The following is a 22,137-nucleotide window of genomic DNA, read 5'->3' as shown; positions in this document are numbered from 1 at the left end:
GCCGTCGCGTCGATCGTTGCTGGTTTTCAGGAGATTCCCCCCATGTTTTCTTTGCGTACAGCGCCCTGGGGCGCCGTGTGCGTGTTGCTTGTCGCCAGTGCGTCCGCCTCGACGCCACCGCCGCCCGCGCTTCAGGCTGCGGTGCGTGAGTGGTGGGCCAGGAGCCCGCAAGTGGAGGCCGCCAGCGCCGCGTTGCGTGCGGCCCAGGCCCGCGCGACGGCCGCCGCCCAACCCGTCTACAACCCCACGCTGCAGCTCGAAGGCGAGAACGCGGATGTCGATCGCCGTACCGCCGGGGTCAGCCTGGCACTGGACCTGTCGGGCAAACGCCGGGCCCGGATGAGCGAAAGCGATGCCGACGTACGGGCGAAGGCGGCGGCTTACGCGCTGCAGCGTCGTGACGTCGCGGCCGATGGGCTGAAGGCCTGGGCCGGTGCGAACTTCGCGCGGGAACAGAGCGAACTCGGACGTCGCCGGGTCGCCGTCATGGCGCGCTTCGACACACTGGCCGCCGACCGCCTGAGGGTGGGCGATATCAGCACGTCCGAACGCGACCTGGCCGCGCTTGCCCTGGGCGAGGCGCAGATCCAGCAGGCGTCGCTGGCACAACAGGAAGCGACGTCTCTCGCCGCACTCGAAGGCCTTGGCGCCAACCTCAGCCAGCCGTTACCCGCGCTGCCGCGTGACCTGCCGCCGGGCACGGATGACCTTGCCCCCATGGCTGTCGCCGACCGGCCGGAACTCGTGCAGGCACAGGCAGAGCAGGACCGCGCCGAAGCGGGCGTGGTCGTCGCCCAAAGGGCACGGCGCCCAGACCCGACACTGAGCTTCACTGGTGGCCAGGTGCGCAGTGGCCCGCGTAACGATCGCGTCACCGGCATCAGCGTCTCCATGCCGTTGCCCATCCGCGATACCGGGCGTGCGGGTGTCGTCGCCGCGCAGGCCGATGCGGACGTGGCGTTCGCGACGCGGCGTGCGGCCAGCCTGCGATCCGAAGCAAGCCTCAAGCAGGCGCAAGCGACCTACGCCGCGTTACGTGCGGCCACGGCGTCATTCCGGCAAAGCCGGGCCAGCGCCTTCGACGAACGCGCCCACACCCTCGAGAAGCTGTGGCAAGCCGGCGAAATCGGCACCTCGGACTACCTCGTGCAACTCAAGCAGAGCCTCGACACCGCGCTCGCCGCCGTCGCCCTCGAAAGCCAGACCTGGCAGGCATGGTTTGACTACCTCGCCGCGGCGGGTCGCCTCACCGAGTGGATCGATGGCCCCGCCAAGGACGTATCCCCATGACACTTCGTCAAACGCCTCGCATCCTCCTGCTGCCACTCCTGGCCCTGATGGCGGCCAGTCCCGCGTTCGCGGCAACGAATCCCCTCCTGCTCGATCCTGCGGCCATCAAGGCGGCCGGCATCGTGGTCGACACCCTGGCCGTGCGCACGGTATCCGACCAGGTCAAGGCGCCTGGCGAGGTCAAGGTGGATGCCTACAACACCGTGCTCGTCTCGCCTCGGGTCGCCTCCCAGGTCATCGCTCGCAAGGCGAAGCTCGGCGACATTGTCACGGCCGGCACGCCGCTGGTCGTGCTCTCCAGCGTCGAGGTGGCCGAGACGCAGGGCCAGCTGATCGTGGCCAGCCAGGACTGGCAGCGTGTCGCGTCGCTTGGCGCGCAGGCCGTCTCGGCACGTCGCTACAACGAAGCGCTGGTGCAGCGCGACCAGGCCAGGGCAAAACTGAAGGCGTATGGCCTGTCCGACGGCCAGATCGCCCGCCTGATCAAACGCGGCTCATCGGCCGCCGATGGCAGCTTTGAGCTGCTCGCCCCGAGTGCGGGACGCGTCACCACCGATGACTTCCTCGTCGGCGAACGCATCGAACCGGGCCGCCCCTTGTTCACCCTGGTCAGCGAGTCGTCGGTGTGGGTGGAAGCACGCCTTGCACCCGCCGTGGCTGCGCAGGTGAACGAAGGTGATGCCGTCACCGTCGTCGCCCACGGTGCCGAACTGCCCGGCAAGGTCCTCCAGCGATCGCACCAGACGGACGAGAAAACCCGCACCGTGGCCGTGCGCATCCAGGTGCCTAACGCCAGCGACCAGCTACACGCCGGCGAGCTGGTGGAAAGCCGCATCGCCATCGCCTCAACCTCACGGCATCTGGCCGTGCCGGCGGAGGCCGTCGTCCTGCTGCAGAACCAGGCCACCGTATTCGTGCGCGGCAAGGCACCGGGCGAGTTCGAGCCCGTGGCCGTCGAGGTGGGCGATACGCGCGGTGGATGGACGGCGATCAAACAGGGGATCAGTGCCGGCGTCCCGTACGTGCGTCAGGGCGCCTTCGCACTGAAGGCGCGGATCCTGCGCTCGCAGCTGGGAGAGGACTGATGCTGGCTCGCCTGGTCGAACTCTCCCTCAAGTACAAGGTGCTCGTGCTGATCGCCTTCGCCGTGATCGGTTTCTTGGGCTTTCGGGCCCTGCGCACGTTGCCCATCGACGCGTTCCCCGACGTCACGCCCGTCCAGGTGAACGTCTACACCGAGGCCGCCGGACTGGCCGCCGAGGATGTCGAGCAGCTACTCACGACGCCCGTGGAGTCGGCGCTGGCCGGCTTGCCCAAGGTCGACGAGATCCGTTCCGTCAGCCTGTTCGGGCTGTCCTACGTCTCGGTCTACTTCGCCGATGACATGGACATCTACTTCGCCCGCCAGCTGGTGAACGAACGCCTGCAGCAAGTCGGCGACCGCTTGCCAGCCGGCTACGGCAAGCCCGAAATGGGCCCGAACACCTCAGGTCTCGGCCAGGTGTTCTGGTACACCGTTGAGCGCGCGGACGAGTCGTTGAAGGAGGCGCCTTCCGACATGGACCTGCGCACCCTCCACGACTGGACCGTACGGCTCATCCTGCGCACCGCACCGGGCGTGGACGACGTCACCTCGTGGGGTGGCCAGCAGAAGCAATACCAGGTCCGGGTCGACCCCCTGCGCCTGATCGCACACGGCCTCGGCTTCAAGGACGTGATGCAGGCACTCGAAGCCAACAACGCGCAGGTGGGCGGCAACGTCATCGACGTGGGCCGTGAGCAATACCTGGTGCGCGGACTTGGCCTGGTAAAGGACGCAAGCGACATCGGCAACATCGTCCTGAAAACCGAGGACGGCACGCCGACCTATGTCCGCGACGTCGCCACCGTCACGGAGGCCGGCGCGCCACGGACGGGCGCCGTCACCCGCGACGGCAAGGAAGTGGTGATGGGCCAGGCGCTGGCCCGCATGGGCGAGAACGCGAAAAGCGTGGTCGATGCGGTGAAAGGCAAGCTCGACACCGTGAAAAAGGCCCTCCCCGCCGGCACCACCATCAAGCCGGTGTACGAGCGCACGGACCTCGTCAACGCCGCGGTCGGCACCGCGGCATGGGCGCTCATCGAGGGTTCGATCCTCGTGGCCCTCGTGCTGTTCCTGTTCCTGGGTGAGTTGCGCAGCGCGCTGATCGTGGTCGTAACGCTACCGCTCGCGATGCTCATTGCCTTCATCGCCATGGACCAGGTCGGCCTGTCCGCGAACCTCATGTCGCTTGCCGGCCTGGCGATCGGCATCGGCATGATGGTCGACGGGTCGGTGGTGATGGTGGAGAACGCGTTCCGGATCATGGCCGAGCGTGCCGCGCACGGACAGCCGGTGGACAGGACGGCCGCCGTGCTCGAAGCGGCACGCGAGGTCGCCGTGCCCATCGCCTTTGCGATCGGCATCATCATCGTGGTGTTCCTGCCCCTGTTCAGCCTGCAGGGGCTGGAAGGCAAGATGTTCAAGCCGATGGCCTACAACATCAGCTTCGCCATGGCCGGCTCACTGATCCTCGCCCTCACGCTCATCCCGGTGCTCGCCGCGCTGGTGCTCAAGCCCCGCGACGAGAAGGACACCCGCCTCGTGGCGGCACTCAAGCGAGGCTACGCCCGCGTACTCGGCTGGGCGCTTGGGCACCGGAAGGTCGTGATCGGCACGGCGGCCGCGGCGCTCGTGGGGAGCCTCGCCCTGTTCCCGTACCTCGGCAAGGAGTTCATGCCGAACCTGCGGGAAGGCGCGATCATGTGGCGGATCACCTCGATCCCCTCCGCCTCGCTGGACGAATCCATAGCCCTCTCGAACCGGGTCGCCGAGCGGATCAAGGCGACGTTCCCCGAAGTCGAAACGACCCTTGCGATGATCGGCCGCGCGGAGAAAGGCGAGACGGCCGACGTGAACTACATGGAGGTCTATACGCCCCTGAAGCCGAAGGACCAGTGGCGCAAGGGTGAAACCCTGCAAAGCATCGAGGAGGCCATGCAGGCCGAACTCACCACGCTGCTCCCGACCGCCGTGGTGAGTTACACGCAACCGATCCAGATGCGTATCGAGGAACTCATCTCCGGGGTACGCGCCACGCTCGCCGTGAAACTCTACGGTGACGACCTGGCGGAACTGGACCGGTTGAGCGCACGAATCAAGGACACGCTGGCGACGGTGCCCGGCGTGGCCGACCTCGGCCTGGAAGCGAACATCGGCAAGCCGCAGATCCGCATCGAGGTCAACCGCGACGCCCTCGCGCGTTATGGCCTGAACGCTGATGACATCCTCACGGTGGTGCGCAACGGCATCGGCGGCGAGCCTGTCGGCACCGTGCTGGACGGCGTGAAGCGCTTTGACATGACGGTACGCCTGGACGACGCCAGCAAGGCGTCGCTTCCCGCCATCGAACGGATTCCGCTGCGGACGCCCTCGGGCGCACTCGTCCAGCTGTCGCAGGTGGCGAAGGTGACGACGGCCGAAGGCTACTCCTTCATCCGTCGCGAACAGCTGCAACGCTATGCCGTGATCCAGATGGACGTGCGCGGCCGGGACATCGATGGTTTCGTCCAGGAGGCCAATGCCGCGATCGCGAAGGCGGTCACGCTGCCCGTCGGTTACTACACCGAATGGGGCGGTGCCTTCGAGAACCAGCAGCGCGCGCTTAAGCGACTGGCGATCATCGTGCCCGCCACGATCTTCTTCATCTTCGTGATGCTCTACACGGCGTTCAACTCAGCGCGCTATGCCGGACTGATCCTCGCCAATGTCCCTTTCGCGGTCATCGGCGGCATCGTCGGCTTGTTCGTCACCGGGCAGTACCTCTCGGTACCTTCCGCCATCGGGTTCATCGCGGTGTTCGGCGTGGCGATGTTGAACGGCATCGTCCTGGTGAGTTTCCTGAACGACCAGCAGCGGGCGGGACTGGGCGTGCGCGAGGCGGTCGTTCGTGGCACGGCCATGCGCCTGCGGCCGGTACTCATGACCGCCAGCGTGGCGATCCTGGGGCTGGTGCCCATGCTGCTTTCGTCGGGCGTGGGTGCGGAAACCCAGCGGCCGCTGGCCACGGTGGTGGTTGGCGGGTTGATCACGTCGACGTTGCTGACGCTGGTGCTGTTGCCGGTGTTGTATGACTGGATGGAGCAGCGCCGGGCACGAGGGTAAGCTGGTGCAAGCGGCCATGGCGCCTTTGGGGAACTATGGCGTGACCAGCCCTGCGGCCCGGCCGCGGAAGCCAGAGGGGACTACCATGATCGTTCTGCGCGTTAACGGGGAAGACCGCCAGGTCGACGTTCCCGACGATATGCCTCTGTTGTGGGCACTCCGGGACATCGTCGGCCTGACCGGTACCAAGTTCGGCTGCGGCATAGCCCAGTGCGGCGCCTGCACGGTGCACCTCGACGGCCGCCCCGTCCGCTCCTGCCAGCTGCCCATCGCGGCGGTGGGCAACCAGGCCATCACGACCATCGAGGGCATCGGTGCCACGCCCGAGGGTGCGAAGGTGCAGCAGGCCTGGCTGGCCCTCGATGTCGTCCAGTGTGGTTACTGCCAGTCGGGCCAGATCATGTCCGCGGCGGCCTTGCTGGCCCGCACGCCCAACCCCACCGATGCCGATATCGACACCGCTATGAGCGGCAATATATGTCGGTGCGGCACGTACGTGCGGATCCGTGAGGCCATCCACCAGGCAGCGACGGGCACACCGGCTGGCCTGCAGGTCATCGTTGACGGGACACCGGCATGAAACCGCTACGCCCTGACGATCACATCAACGAAGGCCGCCGCACGGCCCTGAAGGCCGCTGGCGCGGGCCTCGCCGTCGCTTTCCTGTGGACGGCGGGTGCCGGACCCGCCATGGCCGCCATGTCCGCCCGCCGCCAGGACGCCGATGCCGCGGTGGCGGCCGCCGACGGCAATCCGGCGTTCGCCCCCAACGCATTCATACGCATTGACGAAGACGGCAAGGTGCGGCTGGCCATGCCCTCCGCGGAAATGGGCCAGGCCATCTACACCGGCATCGCCATGTTGCTCGCCGAAGAACTCGGCGTCGGCATGGACCAGATCACCATCGAACACGCACCGGCCAGCGACGCCCTCTACGGGCAGCCGCTCCTGGGCGGCGGCCAGATCACCGGCGGTTCGACCAGCACGCGCGGCCAGTGGCAGGTGCTGCGCGAAGCCGGTGCCGTCGCGCGCGAGATGCTCGTCGCCGCGGCCGCCGCGCAGTGGCGCGTGCAGGCCTCCGAATGCAGCGTTGCCCGCGGCGTCATCACGCACGGTGCGTCCGGCCGCACCCTCGGCTTCGGTGCCGTGGCCACCGCCGCCGGCAAACTCCCGCAACCTGCCACCGTGACACTCAAGGACCGCAAGGACTTCACCCTCATCGGCAAGCCCATGCGTCGCGTGGACTCGCCCGATAAGGTGAACGGCAGCACCCAGTTCGGCATCGACGTGAAGGTGCCCGGCATGAAGTTCGCCGCGGTACGCACCAGCCCGGAACTGGCGGGCATGCTGGGCGCCGTGGACGATCGCGCCGCGCGAGCGATTCCCGGCGTGGTCGCCGTGCTCAAGCTGGACAACGCGGTGGCCGTGGTGGGCGACAACTACTGGGCTGCGCACAAGGGTCTCGATGCGCTCGCCATCACCTGGACGCCAGGCGTCAACGCCAACCTCGATACGGCGACGCTGATCGACGCGCTGAAGCAGAGCTCTTCCAACGGCCCTGCCCTCGTCGGCCGCAAGCCCAAAGGCGAAGCACCCTCCGGTGGCAAGCGCGTGGACGCGGAATACGTCACGCCCATGCTCGCGCATGCGCCGATGGAACCGCTCAACGCGACCGTGCATGTCACGCCCGGCAAGTGCGAGGTATGGACAGGCACCCAGGTGCCCACGAGGGTGGTGGCCGAGGCGGCACGCATCTGCGGTATTCCGGCGGACGCCGTCACGGTGCACAACCAGTACCTCGGCGGCGGCTTCGGGCGCCGCCTGGAAACCGACCAGGCCGAACAGGCCATCGCGTTTGCGAAGCAGGTGGCGTATCCGTTGAAGGTGATCTGGAGCCGCGAGGAGGATATCCGCCACGACCGCGTGCGCCCGCTCTACTTCGACCGCATCTCCGCCACGCTCGATGGGAACGGCAAACCCGTGGCCTGGCACCAGCGGATCACCAGCGGCACCGTGCTCGGCCGCTGGCTGCCCGGCGCCCTGGGCAAGGACGGCATGGACAGCGATGCCATCGAGTGTGCCGCGGATACACCTTATGTCATCGACTACTCCCTCGTGGAATGGATACGCCACGACATGCCGCCGGGCCTCATCGTCGGCTGGTGGCGTGGCGTTGGCCCCACGCACAACCTCTGGGTGATCGAGAGCTTCGTGGACGAGCTGGCGCACGCCGCCGGCAAGGATCCGCTCGCGTATCGCCGCGCGATGATGGCGCCCGGCTCACGTCCGCTGGGCGTGCTTGACCTCGCCGCCGCGAAGATCGGCTGGGGTGCGCCCCTCCCTGCCCGCTGCGGTCGTGGCATCGCCGTGGCGTCGCCCTTTGGCAGCCATGTATCCCTGGCCGTCGAAGTGGAGGTCACACCGCAGGGCATCGTCAAGCTGCGCCGTGCCGTCGTCGCCATCGACACGGGCATCGTGATCAACCCGAGTTCGATCCAGGCGCAGATGGAAGGCGGCATCGTGTTTGGCTTAAGCGCTGCCCTTTTCAATGGCATCACCCTGAAAAACGGCGCGATCCAGCAGAGCAACTTCCACGATTACCGGAGCCTGCGCATCAATGAGACGCCGCCGATCGAGGTGCACATCGTCGACAGCGGTGAGGCGCCGGGCGGTATCGGTGAAGTGGGCACGGCGATCGCCGCGCCCGCGCTGGCCAACGCCATCTTTGCCGCCACCGGCATTCGCCTGCGTGAGCTGCCCGTGGCGCGCACGGCGCTCTCGGTGCCCGATGCCCTGAAACAGGTGGCCGAAGTATCTCCACGCGCGGAGGATGCGGCATGAAACGCCTCTTCATCTCCCTCCTTATCCTGATCGTCATCGGCGTTGGGGCGTTCTTCTGGCTGACCCGCACCGACGGCACCGACGGCACCGCACCCCTCATCGTCGGCGCGCCCTCCGGCGCCAACCCCGTCGCCCGCGGCGAATACCTCGCCCGTGCCGCGGACTGCACCGCGTGCCATACCGTTCCGGGTGGCAAGCCGTTTGCGGGTGGCATGGCCTTCAAGTTGCCCTTCGGCACGATCTACTCCTCGAACATCACCGCCGACCCCGAGACCGGCATCGGCACGTGGACGGACGATCAGTTCGTCCGCGCCGTGCGCGAGGGTGTCCGTAACGATGGCAAGCATCTGTACCCGGCGTTCCCGTACACCTCGTACACCGAACTGAGCCGGTCCGATGTGCTGGCGATCAAGGCGTGGCTGTTCGCGCAACCCAAGGTGCGCCAGGCCAACCGCGAAAACGACCTCGGCTTCCCGTTCAACCAGCGCTGGGCCATGGCGTTCTGGAACGCGGCCTTCTTCCGCAGCCATCGCTTCGAGCCCGACGCGTCGCGCCCGCCTGCATGGAACTCCGGTGCCTACCTGGCCGGCGCCCTGGGCCACTGCGGCGAATGCCATACGCCCCGCAACATCGGCTTTGCGGTGGAACGAGGCAATGCTCTCGCTGGCGAAGTGGTGCAAGGATGGCGTGCGTATAACATCACGGCGGATCACGCGCATGGCGTCGGGCAATGGTCGGACGAGGCACTGGCGCAATACATCCGCACCGGGCACGCCGATGGCCATGCCTCCGCGTCGGGCCCCATGGGTGAAGCCGTCGAGCACAGCCTGCAGTACCTCACGCCCGAGGATACGTCGGCGCTGGTGTCATGGCTGCGCACGGTGCCTGCACGCGAAGGCCATGACCCTGTGACCGTGGATCCAAAGCCCGCGGCCGTGGCAGCGTCCGGCGCCTGGACACCGGGTGGCGACACGAGTGCGACGGCAATGGGGCAACAACTGTTCGAAGGGGCATGCGCAAGCTGCCACCAATGGGACGGCGGTGGCCAGCAGACCCGCTATGCCAGCCTGGCCGGCACGCGCGGCGTGAATGACCCGAGCGGCGCCAATGTCACCCAGGCGATTCTCGCGGGCGTGAACATGCGCGTTGCCGACAACGACGTGTACATGCCGGCGTTCGGCCACGCGTATAGCGATGCGGAAGTCGCGGCGTTGGCGAATTACGTCATCGCCCACTTCGGTGGCAAGGAAGGCAGGGTGACGCCGAGTGAAGTCGCACGGCGACGGGCGCTCTGACATGGCGCAACCTCCGTCAACCGTCACCGTATCCGCAGAGCAGGCGTGGCCCGCATGGCCTGAATACGCCCTGCTGGACGACCTGCTGCCCTCGATCCGGGCGTTCGCCGCGGACGGTCCGGTGGCACTGGCCACGCTCGTGTCCGTGGAAAACGCCTCGCCGCGCCCTCTCGGCAGCGAGATGGTGATTGCCGCCGACGGTCGCATCGCCGGTTACGTCTCCGGCGGTTGCGTGGAGGCGGCCGTCGCCGCCGAGGCATTGGCCGTCCTCGCCGAGGGGCGACCCCGCCTGCTTGACTACGGCGTCGGCAGCCCGGTGATCGATATCCAGCTCACGTGTGGTGGCCGCATTGGCGTGTTCACGCGGGAACTGTTCGCGGCCACGCGCTATGTCGATGCGCTTGCCATGGCGCGCCGCGGGCGCTTTGCCGTCACGGTCTTCACCGACCGGTCCGACGGCGCATGGCGCCTCGAGAACGGCTTCCACGCCGCCACGGAACGGGAATACGCTCGTGTCCATGAGCCGCCCATCCGGCTGGTGGTGGTCGGCGCCGACCCCGCCACGCTGGCGCTCGCAAGGCTCGCGGTGCACGCCGGCGTGGAGGTGACGCTGCTGCGGCCGCACGGGCCCGCCACGCTGCCACCGGGCCTCACCCTGGCACGCTACGACAACCGGTCGCTAAGCGTGGCACTGGACAACCTCGCCCTGGATCCGTGGACCGCGGTGTACACGCTCAGCCACGATGCCGACGTGGACCACGCGGTGATGATGCGCGCGCTGCAGTCACCGGCCTTCGCGGTGGGCGCCCTCGGCAGCCGCCACAAGATCCCGGCACGGTTGACCCGCCTGCGTAGCGCCGGTATCCACGACGACGACCTCCGCCGCCTTAACATGCCTGCCGGCCTGGCCATCGGTGCACAGACGCCGCAGACCATCGCCCTGTCCATCCTGGCCGAGGTGTCCCAGGCCGCGAGAGGGATGCCACCGTGATGGTCTCCCCCGAGGCCCTGCTCCTGGCGCGCTGGCAGTTTGCCTTCACTGTCTCGTTCCACATCGTCTTCCCGGCCATCAGCATCGGGCTCGCGTCGTTTCTCGCCGTGCTCGAAGGCCTGTGGCTGAAGACAGCCAACCGTGTCTACAAAGACCTGTTCCTGTTCTGGTCGAAGATCTTTGCCGTGGGCTTCGGCATGGGCGTGGTCTCCGGGGTGGTACTGAGCTACGAGTTCGGCACGAACTGGTCGGGCTTTTCCGCGATGGCCGGCGCCATCACCGGCCCCCTCCTGGCCTTCGAAGTGATGACGGCGTTTTTCCTCGAAGCCGGATTCCTCGGGATCATGCTGTTCGGCTGGAACAAGGTCGGGCCGCGCGCGCACTTTTTCGCCACATGCATGGTCGCCACCGGCACCCTGATCTCGACGTTCTGGATCCTTTCGTCGAACAGCTGGATGCAGACGCCGCAGGGCTACGCAATCGTCGACGGCCGCATCGTCCCCGTCGACTGGCTGCGCGTCATCTTCAATCCGTCGTTCCCCTATCGCCTGGTGCACATGACGCTGGCCGCGTTCGTCGTGGCGGCGATGATCGTCAGCGCGTGCGGCGCATGGCACCTGCTCCACGGCCGTCGCGACGATGCCGTGCGCAAAACCTTCTCCATGGCGTTGTGGATGATGGCGGCCATTGTCCCGCTGCAACTTCTTGCTGGCGACGCCCACGGCCTGAACACCCGCGAACACCAGCCGGCGAAGATCGCCGCCATCGAAGGCCTGTGGGACACCGAGCACGGCGGCACCTCGCTCAACCTCGTGGGCTGGCCCGACATGAAGCAAGAGACCACGCACTTCGCCGTGAAAGTCCCCCATCTGGGCAGCCTGCTGCTCACGCACACGTGGGATGGCGAGATCCAGGGGCTGAAGAGTTTCCCGGCGGAAGACCGCCCGAATTCCACCATCGTGTTCTGGAGCTTCCGCATCATGGTGGGCATGGGCCTGCTCATGCTGTTGCTGGCTTTTCTCGGCGTCCTCCTCCGGCGCGGCAAGCGGCTTTACGAAGCGCGCTGGTTCCAGTGGTTCGCGCTGCTGATGGGGCCGTCCGGACTCGTCGCGCTGCTGGCGGGATGGGTGACGACCGAGGCCGGCCGCCAGCCCTGGGTGGTGTATGGCGTGCTGCGCACGCAGGATGCGGCGTCCCCGGTGACCGTGGACCAGGTCGGTACCTCGCTGATGATCTTCATCCTCGTCTACACCGTCGTCTTCGGCACGGGCATCTACTACATGCTCAAGCTCATGGCGAAGGGACCGGACCTGCACGAGCAGGCGGAGATCGAGACCGGCGATACCGGCCCAGGCCGCGGCCGGTTCGACCATCGCCCGCTATCCCGCCCGACCGACGCCATCGACGAGTAACGACCATGACTATCGATCTTCCCGTGATCTGGGCCGTCGTCATCGCGTTTGGCGTGTTCCTCTACGTGACCCTGGACGGCTTCGACCTGGGCATCGGCCTGGTGTTTCCCCTGTTCAACGGCCCGGGCGACCGCGAGGTGATGCTCAACACCGTGGCCCCGGTCTGGGACGGCAACGAAACCTGGATGGTGCTCGGCGGCGCCTGTCTTTATGCGGCGTTCCCCATCGCTTATTCGGTGCTGCTGCCTGCGACGTACCTGCCGATCATCGCCATGTTGTGTGGGCTGATCTTCCGTGGCGTCGCGTTTGAAATCCGCGCGAAGGCGCGGCGTACGCAGCATCTTTGGGATCTCGCCTTCGTGCTCGGCTCGGGCGTCGCCGCCTTCGCGCAGGGCGTGGTCCTGGGCACCCTGCTCGATGGCATTCCCATCACGCGCACCGGCCAGTACGCCGGCGGCCCCTTCGACTGGTTCTCTCCCTTCAAGCTGTTCACCGGCCTCGGCCTGATGGTGACCTACGCCACGCTGGGCTGTGGCTGGTTGATGATCAAGACCGATGGCGACCTGCACCGGCGCATGCGCCGGCTGATGGGCCCGCTCGCCCTGTTGCTGGGCCTTACCGTCGCCATCGTGAGCCTGTGGACCGTGCTGGGCCAGCCCGCCGTCGCGGCACGCTGGTTCAACGCCTCCAACCTGCTTTACTTCCTCCCCGTGCCTGTCCTCGTCTTTGCATGCCTGCTGGGGATCTTCGTGACCTTGCGGCGCGGCTCGCATCACCTGCCCTTCCTACTCACGCTGGCCATCCTCTTCCTTGGCTACACCGGCTTCATCATCAGCATCTTCCCGAACATTGTGCCGCCATCGCTGGATATCTGGGCGGCGTCATCACCGCATTCCAGCCAGCTCTTCACGCTGGTGGGTGCGCTGATCATCATCCCGATCATCCTCACCTACAGCAGCGTGGCGTACTGGGTGTTTCGCGGAAAGGTGAAGGCCGGCGACGAGGGCTACCACTGATGGCCGGGCTGTCACGCGGCCGCCAGGCGGCGTGGTTCGTGGGCCTCTACGTGGCAGGCGTGGCCGTCGTCCTCGCGGTGGCGGGCGTGATACGGGCGTTTCTCGCGCCGTAAGCCGCCTTGTGGCAAGGTGCGCCCCATGCAAACGAACATCTGGGTTGACGCCGACGCCTGCCCCAACGTCATCAAGGACATCCTGTTCCGTGCCGCGGAGCGTGAGCAGGTGGAGGTGACGCTGGTCGCCAACAGCTGGATCCGCACGCCGCCGTCGCGGTTCATTCGCTCCATCCAGGTGCCCGGCGGCTTCGACGTGGCGGATGACGAGATTGTCCGCCGCGTGCAGCCGGGCGACCTCGTCGTCACCCAGGACATCCCGCTGGCCGCGTTCGCTATCGAGAAAGGGGCACTCGCCCTGCATCCGCGAGGCGAGATGTATACGAAGGACACCATCGCGCAGCGCCTTTCCATGCGTAACTTCATGGAAGAGCTGCGCGGCTCGGGCGTGGATACCGGTGGCCCGGCCGCCATGCATCCGCGGGACCGGCAGAACTTCGCCAATGAGCTGGATAAATGGCTGGCCCGGCGCAAGACGGGCAAATAGCCCGCGTTACTTGCCTTTGGCTTTGGGCGTGACCTCCACGGCAACGCCCTCCACATACGTCATCCGCACCAGGTCACCGACCTTGAGCTGCGCCATGCGCGCCTGGCGCGCCGGGTCATGCACCTCGACCTTGCGTTGTTTGCCGTCGGGGCCGCCCAGGGTCACCGTATGCGCGGTGAGGTCGATCGCTGTGATCTTGCTGGTCACGGAGATGGACTGGCCGACCACGCCGCCTGGCAGCGCCCCTTTCGGCGTGCGCGCGGCATCCACCTGGCTCTCGACGCCGAGCTCGGCGCTGTTCGCCGGAAGGATCTCGATCGCGCTCGCGGCCTGGTAGGTGATCGTCACCACGTCGCCCTCCCTGAGCTGAGCGAAGTTGCGCACCTCCGGGCCCGCCTCGATGGTGAACTCGTCACCCTTCGTGCCGCGCAAGGTGACGAAGCGGCTCTGCCGGTCGATATGGGTCACGGTGGCCGATTCGGTCTCTTCGTGCCGGTCCAGCTCGAAAGCGGTGCCATGCACCGTCGAGGCGGCGGCCGGCGCCGCTGACTGGGCGAAAGCGGCCATGGGCAGCGCCAGGGTGACGGCAGCGACCAGCAGGCAGGCCGACGGACGAAGGAAGGGGCTCATGGGACATCTCCGGGAAAGGGCGAACATCGCGTTCACACACGATGGTCCGTCCCTGCCTGCCCGGGCGCGAGCGTAAGTTCCCACCACCGGGTTCCGTAGAACTACCGGGTGGCCGCTTACTGGAAGTGGTGCACGAAGCCGATCCGGAACCCGCCGGGGAGCCAGCTGAGGATGATGGGCGAGGCACTGCGGCGTGAAGTCCACAGGCCAATGCCCGTACCCAGCGCGGCGCCCACCAGCACGTCGCTCTGCCAGTGGCCTCGCACTTTCATGCGGGCCACCGCGTCGTAGGCCGGCAGCACCGCCAGCGCGTAGACCCAGGGATGGTCTTCGCCGTAGTGGACGATGAACGGGGTGACGGCTGCCGAGATGGTCGCCACTTCACCGCTGGGGAAGCTGTGGTTCTGGCTACCGCCCTTGAACCACTGGTTGGGGTCGTCCGTTCGCGACGGGCGCTCCCGGCGAAAGGTGTACTTCATGGCGGTCGAGGCAAGGCTGGTGAAGATGATCGAATCGACGGCCCGCCAGGAGGTTTCGCCGTACTCCGTGCTGTCGCCTTCGGCGAGCGCACTTAGGCCCACCGTGGCAAGGGTGCCGTACAGGAGGATTTTCTGATTGGACCGCTTCCAGATACCGCTGTTGTCGTAACTCAGCCGGTGGTCGATACCAAAGGGGCCGCCGCCCGCATGCGCCGTGAGCGGACAGCACACGGCAAGGCCCAGCGCCAGGAACACGGAAGCGCGTCGCATAACCCCTCCTTCCCTTCGAGCCGTTCACGGCCGGCCGTCAACCACGCCATTAAAGCGCGGCCACCTTACGACCACCTGATCTGGGGCATCCCGCTTTGCCCTTGGCAACTAGCTGCCTCGTCAGCTAGTTTTCCCCTCCATGACTCTCTTCAGGGATCGACGATGGGCCTTCTCGATATCTTCCGGCGCAAGCTCTCGGCCGACGACTTCGCCGCGCTGGTGATCAAACGGGCCCAGGCCCTGGCCCAGCCGAAGTCCGCCCGCTACGACGCCGGCGAGTTCCAGATCCACTTCGAGCTGGCCGATGGCCGGCCGATGATGATGAACCTGCACAACGCCTACCGGGACACGCTGGCGGCACCCCGGGCCAAGCGCAACGGCGTCATCGACAAATACCTCGCCGGCCTGACCGGCGGATTTGACGACGAGCGCCCGGAGGATGTCCGCGCCAACCTCATGCCCGTCATCCGCGATACGGCGATGTTCAGCTGGGTCACCCTGAATTCCCGACTGTCCGGGGTCGGAAAGCCCGATGGCATGCCTTGCCTGCGCCCTTTCAGCGATGATCTTTCGGTCGCCCTGGTGGTCGATTCCGAGCACGCGACGAAGACGGTGAACCCCGGCACGCTGCTTGCCGCGGGCCTGGACACGGATGCGGCCTTCGCCCTGGCCATCAGCAACCTGCGCGACCGCACCACCGACGCCGGCATGAAGCGCCACGGCGGCGTCTGGGCCTCGACGTGGAGCGACGTCTACGACGCATCGCGCCTGCTGCTCACCGACATGATCCACCGCCTGGCGGTGCATGGCGAACCCGTGGCAGCGATTCCGTCGCGAAACAACCTGTTCGTGACGGGCAGCCTGGACGACGAAGGCATTGCGCTGATCGCGGCCCTCGCCGCCGATATCCTCGAGAACGACACCCGCCCGCTAAGTAGCGAACTGCTGGTACTGCGCGACGGCACATGGCGCCCGTTCCGTCCCAACCTCCCGGCCGACATCGCACAACGGCTCGCCTTGTCCCGCTACCGGGCGCTGGACAGCAACTACGCGGAGCAGAAGAAGCTGCTGGAGAAAATCCACGAGAAGGAAGGCACCGACCTCTTCGTCGCGACGTATCGCGCCGTACAGCAAACCGACACCGGCGAGATCACCAGCTCCGCGCAGTGGACCCGCGATGTCGTGACCTTGCTCCCACACTGCGACAGCGTCTGGCTCTTCTGCCACCAGCGGAACGAGCTGCTCGACATTGCGTGGGAGGATGCCATGCGGCACATGCCTGAGCTGGCCACGCCGTATGATCATCTGAGCCCACCCCGGTATCTGGTGACCCGCTTCCCGGACGATGCGACGTATGAAGCGCTGAAGCTGAAAGCGACGCGAGTCCGTGAAATTCAACCCAGCTAGAGCGCCAGGCCCATGGCACGCATCCTCACAAAGCTCGCCGGAACGGTCGTCGTTCTCACATTGCTCGCGCTGGCGGCAGGTGCCACCTATAACTCCCTTTCCGTGCGCAAGCTGAAGGCCGAAGCCCACACCCCGGGCCAGCTCTACGCGGTGAATGGTCATGACATGCACATGATGTGCATGGGCACAGGCTCACCCACCCTCGTTCTCGACACGGGTCTCGGCGACGACTTCACGACCTGGCTGAAAGTGCAGCCGGCGCTCGCGAAAGTGACGCGGGTTTGTTCGTACGACCGCAGTGGCTTCGGATCGAGCGCCATGACACCCGGAGCCCATGACGCTGATACATTGTCGGCGCAGCTGCATGCGCTGGTCGGCGCAGCGGACATCGAGAAGCCCTTCATCCTGATGGGTCATTCCATCGCCGGCCTCTATCTGCGCAGTTATGCCCAGCATTACCAGGGCGACCTCTCCGCGCTGGTCTTCGTCGATGGCGCGACGCCCCTACAGGATGACCGCGTACCAAAAAGCCTGGTCGCGATCCAGGACCAGCAGCGTCGCGAGATGCCGTGGCAGAAGTTCCTGATGACGGTGGGCTGGTACCGGCTGCACGGCGACTGCGACAGCGTCGCCCCGGGGTTCGAGGCCTACGCCGCGATCATCCGCGCGAACAACTGTGCGCCTTCGCAGTTTGATGCCCTCGAGGCGGAGCTCGATGCCGAGCGTCAATCCGGCGAGGAAACCGTCCACGTGGGGCCGTTCCCTCGCCTCCCCATCCTGGTCTTTTCCCGCGATCCAGCCTCCATGCCATCCAACTGGCCGCCCGAGGTGGCAAAGGCAAACTCGGTTGTCTGGAACCAGATGCAGGAAGAGAGCAAGCGGCTGTCACCGCTGAGCCGGCGTGTCATCGCCAAAGGCAGCGACCACTACGTCCATGTGGACAGGCCAGACCTGGTGATTCGTGAGGTCACTGCGCTCATTGAGTCCGTCCGGCGCGGCGAGGTCAGCTACCGACAAGATCAGCCGACGGTCACGGAGTAAGGCATTTCCTAAGCCATTTTAGGAGTTGGCTTACAGACAGGGCCGACGGACCCTTGCACCATCCTTCGCCACGGCCCCACGCCGTGTCCTTGAAGGAAGCGCATGAGAGTGATGTTACTGGTGGCCATGGGCGCCCTGGCGACGGCTAACTATTTCAGCGAAGCCATCTGCCCGGCATGCACGCTCGACACGCCGTTCCCGGACGCTGCCACCCAGAAGACCCTTGAGGAAACGTACAAGAGGCGATTCCTGCAGACCACCAGCCACGTCGGCGACACCTTGTCGATCTGCAATACCTCGTGGTGCGCGAAGTACACGCTGTTGGCGGGTGACGTCTGGGGCGATGGCCAGGCCATACGGCGAGAATCCCACCCATCGGGCCGCGGTCAGGGCAAGCCGGAAAGCTAGGAGGGGAACTCCTGTGCCCGCGGAGCGTCCATACCGATAGACAAGGGACTCTATCGGGCCGGGACGCTGGGAATGACGCGAGGGGCACCAAAGGTATCGATTCGACGGACCGTCGCGCTGGCGGCGGCCATCGGCGTTCACGTCGCTGTTCTGATCGTGCTTCTGCGCCCCGCCTCGTATCGCGTGACCACGGTTGCCCCGGCTGAAGTCCAGCCGTCCACACTGGCAATACGCCTGATAGCGCCACCGCGCGAGCCGCAGGTTCGGCCACCGCCCTTATCGCCGCCCGCCCGGGCAATGACGACACCACGAACGGCTACCCGAACGCTGCCCCCACGCCCCGCCGCCGCGCCAGCGCAGGCAGAGCAACACCCCACGGCGGCCACGCCCGCCGCACCGGCCGAACCCACGCTCTCCACCGAGACGCCCGCGACCTTCGGCGATGGCGGCTTCCAGGCCCAGCTCCGCCATGCCCAGGACAGCCAGGCCGTACATGGCGTCCCCGGATCCGACGTCCGCCGCGCGCCCGGCATGCAGTTCACCCGACCGCAGGACCAGGGCATCGGTGCCGTGATGCGCAGCGCACAGCGGCTGTTTGGGGTGACCAACAAGCACTGCATCGACGTCGAGGTGTGGGGCAACATGAGCCCACAGGAACTCATCGAGCGACATCTCACGCCCGCCGATGTCCAGGCGGCCAACGAAAAGTACCAGTGCAACCGTCCTCTCGGGCTCAGCTTTTAAGCCGGTGCCCGAGGCGCTTTATGCAATCGCTTTTCCCCGGCAACCACTACGGTAGGCGGTATTACCCTGGGAGAAACGCATGTTCGTCATTCGCCACGCCGCCGACCGTGGCCACGCCAACCATGGCTGGCTCGATTCCCACCATAGCTTCTCGTTCGCGGATTACCGCGATGAGGAGCATGTCCATTTCGGCCCGCTGCGCGTGATCAACGAGGATCGCGTCGCGGCCGGCGCGGGCTTCGGCACGCATTCCCACCGCGATATGGAAATCATCAGCTACGTGCTCGAAGGCGAGCTGGCCCATAGCGATTCGATGGGCAACAAGGTGGTGATCAAGCCCGGCGAGGTGCAAATCATGTCGGCGGGCACGGGCGTGACGCATGCGGAAGAGAACCACGCGAAGACGCTGACCCATTTCCTGCAGATCTGGATCATCCCGAACCGGCAGCATTTGAAGCCGGGCTACGAGCAGACGTTTTTCCCGGATGCCGAGAAGCGCGGCAAGCTTCGCCTGGTCGCCAGCCAGAATGGCGAGCACGGTTCGGTCACGGTGCACCAGGACGTCCGGCTTTATGCCGGCCTGTTCGGCCCGGACGAATCGGCCCACCACAACGTGGATTACGAGCGCATGGTCTATGTGCACGTCGTACGCGGCTCGGTGCACGTCAATGGCCACCCGCTCTCCGCCGGGGACGCCGCCAAGATCACCGATGAATCGCGCGTGGTGATCAGTGACGGTGTCGATGGTGAAGTGCTGCTGTTCGACATGGCGCCGCTGGAATAGCCGCCGGCCCGCGCAAGATCCCACGCATTACGCCAGAATGGCCGTTCTGATTCCTGATCTGGCTGGGCATGAACGAGGCAAAGGTTTCAACGGGCGCGGGCATCGCCCTGGGCGCCACCGTCATCATCTGGGCCTTCAGCTGGATCGTGATGAAGCTGGTGCTGCGTTATGCGGGCCCGTTCGATTTCTCGGCGCTGCGCTATAGCATCGGCGCCGTGCTCCTGTTTGCCGTGCTGGTGGTCATGAGGCGGCCGCTGGCCTCGCCGCCGCTGGCCGGCACCATCGTTACCGGGCTGGCCCAGACCGCGGCCTTCCAGGGCCTGGGCCAGTTTGCGCTGACCGCCGGCGGGACCGGCCGCGTGGTGCTCCTCGCCTACGCCATGCCGTTCTGGGCCGTACTACTGGCGTGGCTGATGCTGGGCGAACGTCCGCTCGCACGGCATTGGGTGGGCCTGGCGCTGGCAGCCGTTGGACTCACCTGCGTTATCGCCCCGTGGAACGGCCTCGGTAACCCGCTCAGCACCGCGTTCGCCCTGGTGGGCGGCATGTGCTGGGCGCTGGGCACGGTGACCAGCAAGCGGATGTTCCAGCGTCACCAGCCCGACCCGCTCACGTTCACCGCGTGGCAGATGGCCTTCGGCGCGGCGGGCCTCGCCATCGTGGCGTTCTTTATCCCCCAGCGCAGCATCGAGTGGAGCCCGGCCTTCATCGCCGGCCTGGCGTACTCGGTGATTCTGGCCACGTGCGTGGCGTGGACACTGTGGCTCCTGGTGGTACGGCGCCTGCCGACCGCCGTGGCGTCGGTGTCGTCACTGGCCGTACCGGTGCTCAGCGTGCTGATGGCCTGGGCGGTGCTGCACGAGGAGCCGACGCCCAGTGAATGGCTGGGCATGGCGTTTATCGTGGCCGGCCTGTTTGCCGTCAGCGGTGTGTCCCTGCGCCGGCCCGCCTAGCTCCAGCGCACGCCGTCAAACGCGTCGGCCAGGAAGTCGACCATGCGGCGCACCTTAACGGGCAGGTGCTTGCGTGACGCATACACCGCATGGATGCCGATGCTGCCGGCGTCGTGCGTCGGCAAGAGATGCACGAGGCGCCCTTCGCGAACGTCGTCGCCGACGATAAAGTCCGGCTGCAAGGTGATGCCCTGCCCGGCCAGCGCCGCGATGCGCGAGGTATCGCCGTTGTTGCTGCGCATGAACGGCTTCACGACCACCCGCTCGGTGCGTCCGTCGGCGGTGGTGAACGACCAGTCGTCCGGCCAGTAGCTATAGGCCAGGATCGGGTGGCTGGCGAGTTCGGCCGGCACCGTGGGCGTGCCGTGCGCCGCGAGATACGCCGGCGATGCGCACAGCAGCATGCGCGTCACGCCGAGCTGGCGACTCACAAGCGTGGAATTGGGCAGGCGTGAAATGCGAATGGCGAGGTCGAAGCCCTCGTCCACCAGGTCCACCACGCGGTCGGACAAGGTGATATCGAGCGAAACCTGGGCGTGCTCGGCTGTGAAGCGCGCCCACAGCGGCGCCAGGTGCAGCACGCCGAAGCTGAGCGGTGCGGTGATCCGCAGCAGGCCGGTGGGCTCGGTGCTGCGGGCGGTGAGCTCGGCCTCCGCCTCGGTAATGCCCGCCAGCAGGTCGCGGGCACGGCTGTAGAAGGTGCGCCCCTCGTCGGTCAGCGACAGCCTCCGGGTCGTCCGGTGCAGGAGGCGAACGCCGAGGCGGCGCTCCAGTTCGGCCACGTGGCGGGAGACGGCGGCCTTGGTCATGCCCGTGGCGTCGGCGGCACCGATAAAGCTGCCGGCATCCACCACCGCCACGAAGCTGGTCATTTCCTGGACTTTGTCCATGCGCGGGTCCCCCTGGGCTCCGGCGGAGTGTCTCACACAGCGAGACAGTCGGTCTCGGCGAGGCGCGTTTATCGCAGGGCGACGTGCCAATACCTTGTGGGGTATCGCTAAGGAGTCCCACCATGTCCCTTGCTCCTGTCCTCTTTATTTCCCACGGCGCGCCCACGTTTGCGCTCGAACCCGGCGTGCTCGGCCCGAACCTGGGGCGCATCGGCGCGCAGCTCGAAGGCATCCGCGCGGTGCTGGTCGTCTCCCCGCACTGGCAGGCACCCGGCCTGCGGGTGATGACCGCCGAGCAACCGGCCACGCTGCATGACTTCGGCGGCTTCCCCGAGCCGCTCTACCAGCTGCAATACCCGGCGCCGGGCGCACCCGACGTCGCCCGTGAAACAGCCGACATCCTCCGTGCCGCTGGCCTTACCGTGAGCGAAGACGCCACCCGGCCTTACGACCACGGCGCATGGGTGCCGCTGCGCTTCCTGCTACCCGACGCCAACGTGCCGGTGTTCCAGCTCGCCATGCCGGCGGACCTGGACACCGTCGGCGCGCTCGCCCTCGGCCGCGCACTGCGGCCGCTGCGCGAGCGCGGCGTGCTGGTGGTGGGTTCGGGCAGCCTCACCCACAACCTGTACGAGGTGCGGCGCACCGCCGATACCGTGCCTTACGCCGCGGCCTTCGCCGAGTGGGCGACGCGCAGCGTGCTGGCCCGCGATGAGGAAGCCCTCGTCGATTACCGCCGTGTCGCGCCCGACGGTGCGCGTGCCCACCCCACCGAGGAGCACTACCTGCCCCTGCTCGTGGCGATGGGTGCAAGCCACGACGACGACACGCCGTCGCTCGTGCCTGGCGGCATGACCTACGGCGTGCTGTCGATGGATTCGTACGCGTGGGGGCTCGCGTAAC

20 protein-coding genes are annotated in these 22,137 nt (G+C 66.8%); 17 read left to right on the top strand and 3 right to left on the bottom strand.

The window, feature by feature from the left end:
- The first annotated feature begins 42 nt into the window (after positions 1-42).
- The 10 genes from FIV34_RS09675 (at position 43) to FIV34_RS09630 (ending at position 13,628) form a co-directional block, all read left to right on the top strand.
- Positions 43-1,290: a TolC family protein gene (locus tag FIV34_RS09675; protein WP_139982052.1), complete on the top strand. Its 1,248-nt coding sequence runs from the start codon at positions 43-45 to the stop codon at positions 1,288-1,290.
- Complete coding sequence (locus FIV34_RS09670) at positions 1,287-2,375, top strand: efflux RND transporter periplasmic adaptor subunit (protein ID WP_139982049.1); 1,089 nt, start codon at positions 1,287-1,289, stop codon at positions 2,373-2,375. The genes FIV34_RS09675 and FIV34_RS09670 overlap by 4 nt, the downstream gene beginning before the upstream one ends.
- On the top strand, positions 2,375-5,473 hold the full coding sequence (locus tag FIV34_RS09665; protein WP_139982046.1) for an efflux RND transporter permease subunit: 3,099 nt from the start codon (positions 2,375-2,377) through the stop codon (positions 5,471-5,473). The genes FIV34_RS09670 and FIV34_RS09665 overlap by 1 nt, the downstream gene beginning before the upstream one ends.
- An 85-nt stretch (positions 5,474-5,558) precedes the next feature.
- A complete protein-coding gene (locus tag FIV34_RS09660; protein ID WP_139982043.1) occupies positions 5,559-6,053 on the top strand; it encodes a (2Fe-2S)-binding protein in 495 nt (164 codons plus the stop codon).
- Positions 6,050-8,314, top strand: a complete 2,265-nt coding sequence (locus tag FIV34_RS09655) for a xanthine dehydrogenase family protein molybdopterin-binding subunit (RefSeq protein ID WP_139982039.1) — start codon at positions 6,050-6,052, stop codon at positions 8,312-8,314. Before FIV34_RS09660 ends, FIV34_RS09655 begins: the two co-directional genes overlap by 4 nt.
- Entirely contained in the window at positions 8,311-9,609 is a 1,299-nt protein-coding gene (locus tag FIV34_RS09650; protein WP_139982037.1) for a c-type cytochrome, read from the top strand. Before FIV34_RS09655 ends, FIV34_RS09650 begins: the two co-directional genes overlap by 4 nt.
- A gap of 1 nt (position 9,610) precedes the next feature.
- On the top strand, positions 9,611-10,600 hold the full coding sequence (locus tag FIV34_RS09645; RefSeq protein WP_139982034.1) for an XdhC family protein: 990 nt from the start codon (positions 9,611-9,613) through the stop codon (positions 10,598-10,600).
- Entirely contained in the window at positions 10,600-12,012 is a 1,413-nt protein-coding gene (locus FIV34_RS09640; RefSeq protein ID WP_139985835.1) for a cytochrome ubiquinol oxidase subunit I, read from the top strand. The genes FIV34_RS09645 and FIV34_RS09640 overlap by 1 nt, the downstream gene beginning before the upstream one ends.
- A gap of 5 nt (positions 12,013-12,017) precedes the next feature.
- Positions 12,018-13,028: a cytochrome d ubiquinol oxidase subunit II gene (gene cydB / locus FIV34_RS09635; RefSeq protein ID WP_139982031.1), complete on the top strand. Its 1,011-nt coding sequence runs from the start codon at positions 12,018-12,020 to the stop codon at positions 13,026-13,028.
- Between the two features lie 138 nt (positions 13,029-13,166).
- Positions 13,167-13,628, top strand: a complete 462-nt coding sequence (locus tag FIV34_RS09630) for a YaiI/YqxD family protein (RefSeq protein ID WP_139982027.1) — start codon at positions 13,167-13,169, stop codon at positions 13,626-13,628.
- Between the two features lie 6 nt (positions 13,629-13,634).
- On the opposite strand, the gene FIV34_RS09625 is transcribed toward FIV34_RS09630, so the two are convergent.
- Positions 13,635-14,258, bottom strand: a complete 624-nt coding sequence (locus FIV34_RS09625) for a hypothetical protein (RefSeq protein ID WP_139982024.1) — start codon at positions 14,256-14,258, stop codon at positions 13,635-13,637.
- 116 nt (positions 14,259-14,374) lie between these two features.
- Positions 14,375-15,007, bottom strand: coding sequence for a phosphatase PAP2 family protein (locus FIV34_RS09620; protein WP_139982021.1), 633 nt, complete (start codon positions 15,005-15,007; stop codon positions 14,375-14,377).
- 162 nt (positions 15,008-15,169) lie between these two features.
- Between FIV34_RS09620 and FIV34_RS09615 the strand changes: the two genes are divergently transcribed.
- From FIV34_RS09615 to FIV34_RS09590, 6 genes are all read left to right on the top strand, one after another.
- Complete coding sequence (locus FIV34_RS09615; RefSeq protein ID WP_139982018.1) at positions 15,170-16,414, top strand: DUF1444 domain-containing protein; 1,245 nt, start codon at positions 15,170-15,172, stop codon at positions 16,412-16,414.
- Between the two features lie 12 nt (positions 16,415-16,426).
- A complete protein-coding gene (locus FIV34_RS09610) occupies positions 16,427-17,455 on the top strand; it encodes an alpha/beta fold hydrolase (protein ID WP_139982015.1) in 1,029 nt (342 codons plus the stop codon).
- 102 nt (positions 17,456-17,557) lie between these two features.
- Complete coding sequence (locus FIV34_RS09605; protein ID WP_139982012.1) at positions 17,558-17,863, top strand: hypothetical protein; 306 nt, start codon at positions 17,558-17,560, stop codon at positions 17,861-17,863.
- A 297-nt stretch (positions 17,864-18,160) separates the two neighbouring features.
- The gene (locus FIV34_RS09600) at positions 18,161-18,607 is read left to right on the top strand and encodes a hypothetical protein (protein ID WP_139982009.1); all 447 of its coding nucleotides are present in this window, start codon (positions 18,161-18,163) and stop codon (positions 18,605-18,607) included.
- A gap of 79 nt (positions 18,608-18,686) precedes the next feature.
- A complete protein-coding gene (locus FIV34_RS09595; protein ID WP_139982006.1) occupies positions 18,687-19,391 on the top strand; it encodes a pirin family protein in 705 nt (234 codons plus the stop codon).
- Positions 19,392-19,459: 68 nt separating this feature from the next.
- Positions 19,460-20,344 (top strand): DMT family transporter, encoded by an 885-nt coding sequence (locus tag FIV34_RS09590; protein ID WP_139982003.1) that lies wholly within the window; start codon positions 19,460-19,462, stop codon positions 20,342-20,344.
- Here the strand turns inward: FIV34_RS09590 and FIV34_RS09585 are convergent.
- On the bottom strand, positions 20,341-21,234 hold the full coding sequence (locus tag FIV34_RS09585; protein WP_139982001.1) for a LysR family transcriptional regulator: 894 nt from the start codon (positions 21,232-21,234) through the stop codon (positions 20,341-20,343). The genes FIV34_RS09590 and FIV34_RS09585 overlap by 4 nt on opposite strands.
- Before the next feature lie 122 nt (positions 21,235-21,356).
- On the opposite strand from FIV34_RS09585, the gene FIV34_RS09580 reads away from it, so the two are divergent.
- Positions 21,357-22,136 carry a dioxygenase family protein gene (locus tag FIV34_RS09580; protein ID WP_139981998.1) on the top strand — a complete coding sequence of 260 codons (780 nt, stop codon included), beginning with the start codon at positions 21,357-21,359 and terminating at the stop codon, positions 22,134-22,136.
- The last annotated feature ends 1 nt before the right edge of the window (position 22,137 follow it).

It is taken from the genome of Luteibacter pinisoli (genome assembly GCF_006385595.1).
Taxonomy (GTDB): domain Bacteria; phylum Pseudomonadota; class Gammaproteobacteria; order Xanthomonadales; family Rhodanobacteraceae; genus Luteibacter; species Luteibacter pinisoli.
Note: the sequence above shows the minus strand (reverse complement) of the source record. Positions and strands in the feature narration are given on the sequence as shown.

Excerpts from the sequence above, each read along its gene's own strand:
- FIV34_RS09675 (WP_139982052.1), top strand. The coding sequence starts at position 43 with ATGTTTTCTTTGCGTACAGCGCCCTGGGGCGCCGTGTGCGTGTTGCTT.
- FIV34_RS09670 (WP_139982049.1), top strand. The coding sequence starts at position 1,287 with ATGACACTTCGTCAAACGCCTCGCATCCTCCTGCTGCCACTCCTGGCC.
- FIV34_RS09665 (WP_139982046.1), top strand. The coding sequence starts at position 2,375 with ATGCTGGCTCGCCTGGTCGAACTCTCCCTCAAGTACAAGGTGCTCGTG.
- FIV34_RS09660 (WP_139982043.1), top strand. The coding sequence starts at position 5,559 with ATGATCGTTCTGCGCGTTAACGGGGAAGACCGCCAGGTCGACGTTCCC.
- FIV34_RS09655 (WP_139982039.1), top strand. The coding sequence starts at position 6,050 with ATGAAACCGCTACGCCCTGACGATCACATCAACGAAGGCCGCCGCACG.
- FIV34_RS09650 (WP_139982037.1), top strand. The coding sequence starts at position 8,311 with ATGAAACGCCTCTTCATCTCCCTCCTTATCCTGATCGTCATCGGCGTT.
- FIV34_RS09645 (WP_139982034.1), top strand. The coding sequence starts at position 9,611 with ATGGCGCAACCTCCGTCAACCGTCACCGTATCCGCAGAGCAGGCGTGG.
- FIV34_RS09640 (WP_139985835.1), top strand. The coding sequence starts at position 10,600 with ATGGTCTCCCCCGAGGCCCTGCTCCTGGCGCGCTGGCAGTTTGCCTTC.
- cydB (WP_139982031.1), top strand. The coding sequence starts at position 12,018 with ATGACTATCGATCTTCCCGTGATCTGGGCCGTCGTCATCGCGTTTGGC.
- FIV34_RS09630 (WP_139982027.1), top strand. The coding sequence starts at position 13,167 with ATGCAAACGAACATCTGGGTTGACGCCGACGCCTGCCCCAACGTCATC.
- FIV34_RS09625 (WP_139982024.1), bottom strand. The coding sequence starts at position 14,258 with ATGAGCCCCTTCCTTCGTCCGTCGGCCTGCCTGCTGGTCGCTGCCGTC.
- FIV34_RS09620 (WP_139982021.1), bottom strand. The coding sequence starts at position 15,007 with ATGCGACGCGCTTCCGTGTTCCTGGCGCTGGGCCTTGCCGTGTGCTGT.
- FIV34_RS09615 (WP_139982018.1), top strand. The coding sequence starts at position 15,170 with ATGGGCCTTCTCGATATCTTCCGGCGCAAGCTCTCGGCCGACGACTTC.
- FIV34_RS09610 (WP_139982015.1), top strand. The coding sequence starts at position 16,427 with ATGGCACGCATCCTCACAAAGCTCGCCGGAACGGTCGTCGTTCTCACA.
- FIV34_RS09605 (WP_139982012.1), top strand. The coding sequence starts at position 17,558 with ATGAGAGTGATGTTACTGGTGGCCATGGGCGCCCTGGCGACGGCTAAC.
- FIV34_RS09600 (WP_139982009.1), top strand. The coding sequence starts at position 18,161 with ATGACGACACCACGAACGGCTACCCGAACGCTGCCCCCACGCCCCGCC.
- FIV34_RS09595 (WP_139982006.1), top strand. The coding sequence starts at position 18,687 with ATGTTCGTCATTCGCCACGCCGCCGACCGTGGCCACGCCAACCATGGC.
- FIV34_RS09590 (WP_139982003.1), top strand. The coding sequence starts at position 19,460 with ATGAACGAGGCAAAGGTTTCAACGGGCGCGGGCATCGCCCTGGGCGCC.
- FIV34_RS09585 (WP_139982001.1), bottom strand. The coding sequence starts at position 21,234 with ATGGACAAAGTCCAGGAAATGACCAGCTTCGTGGCGGTGGTGGATGCC.
- FIV34_RS09580 (WP_139981998.1), top strand. The coding sequence starts at position 21,357 with ATGTCCCTTGCTCCTGTCCTCTTTATTTCCCACGGCGCGCCCACGTTT.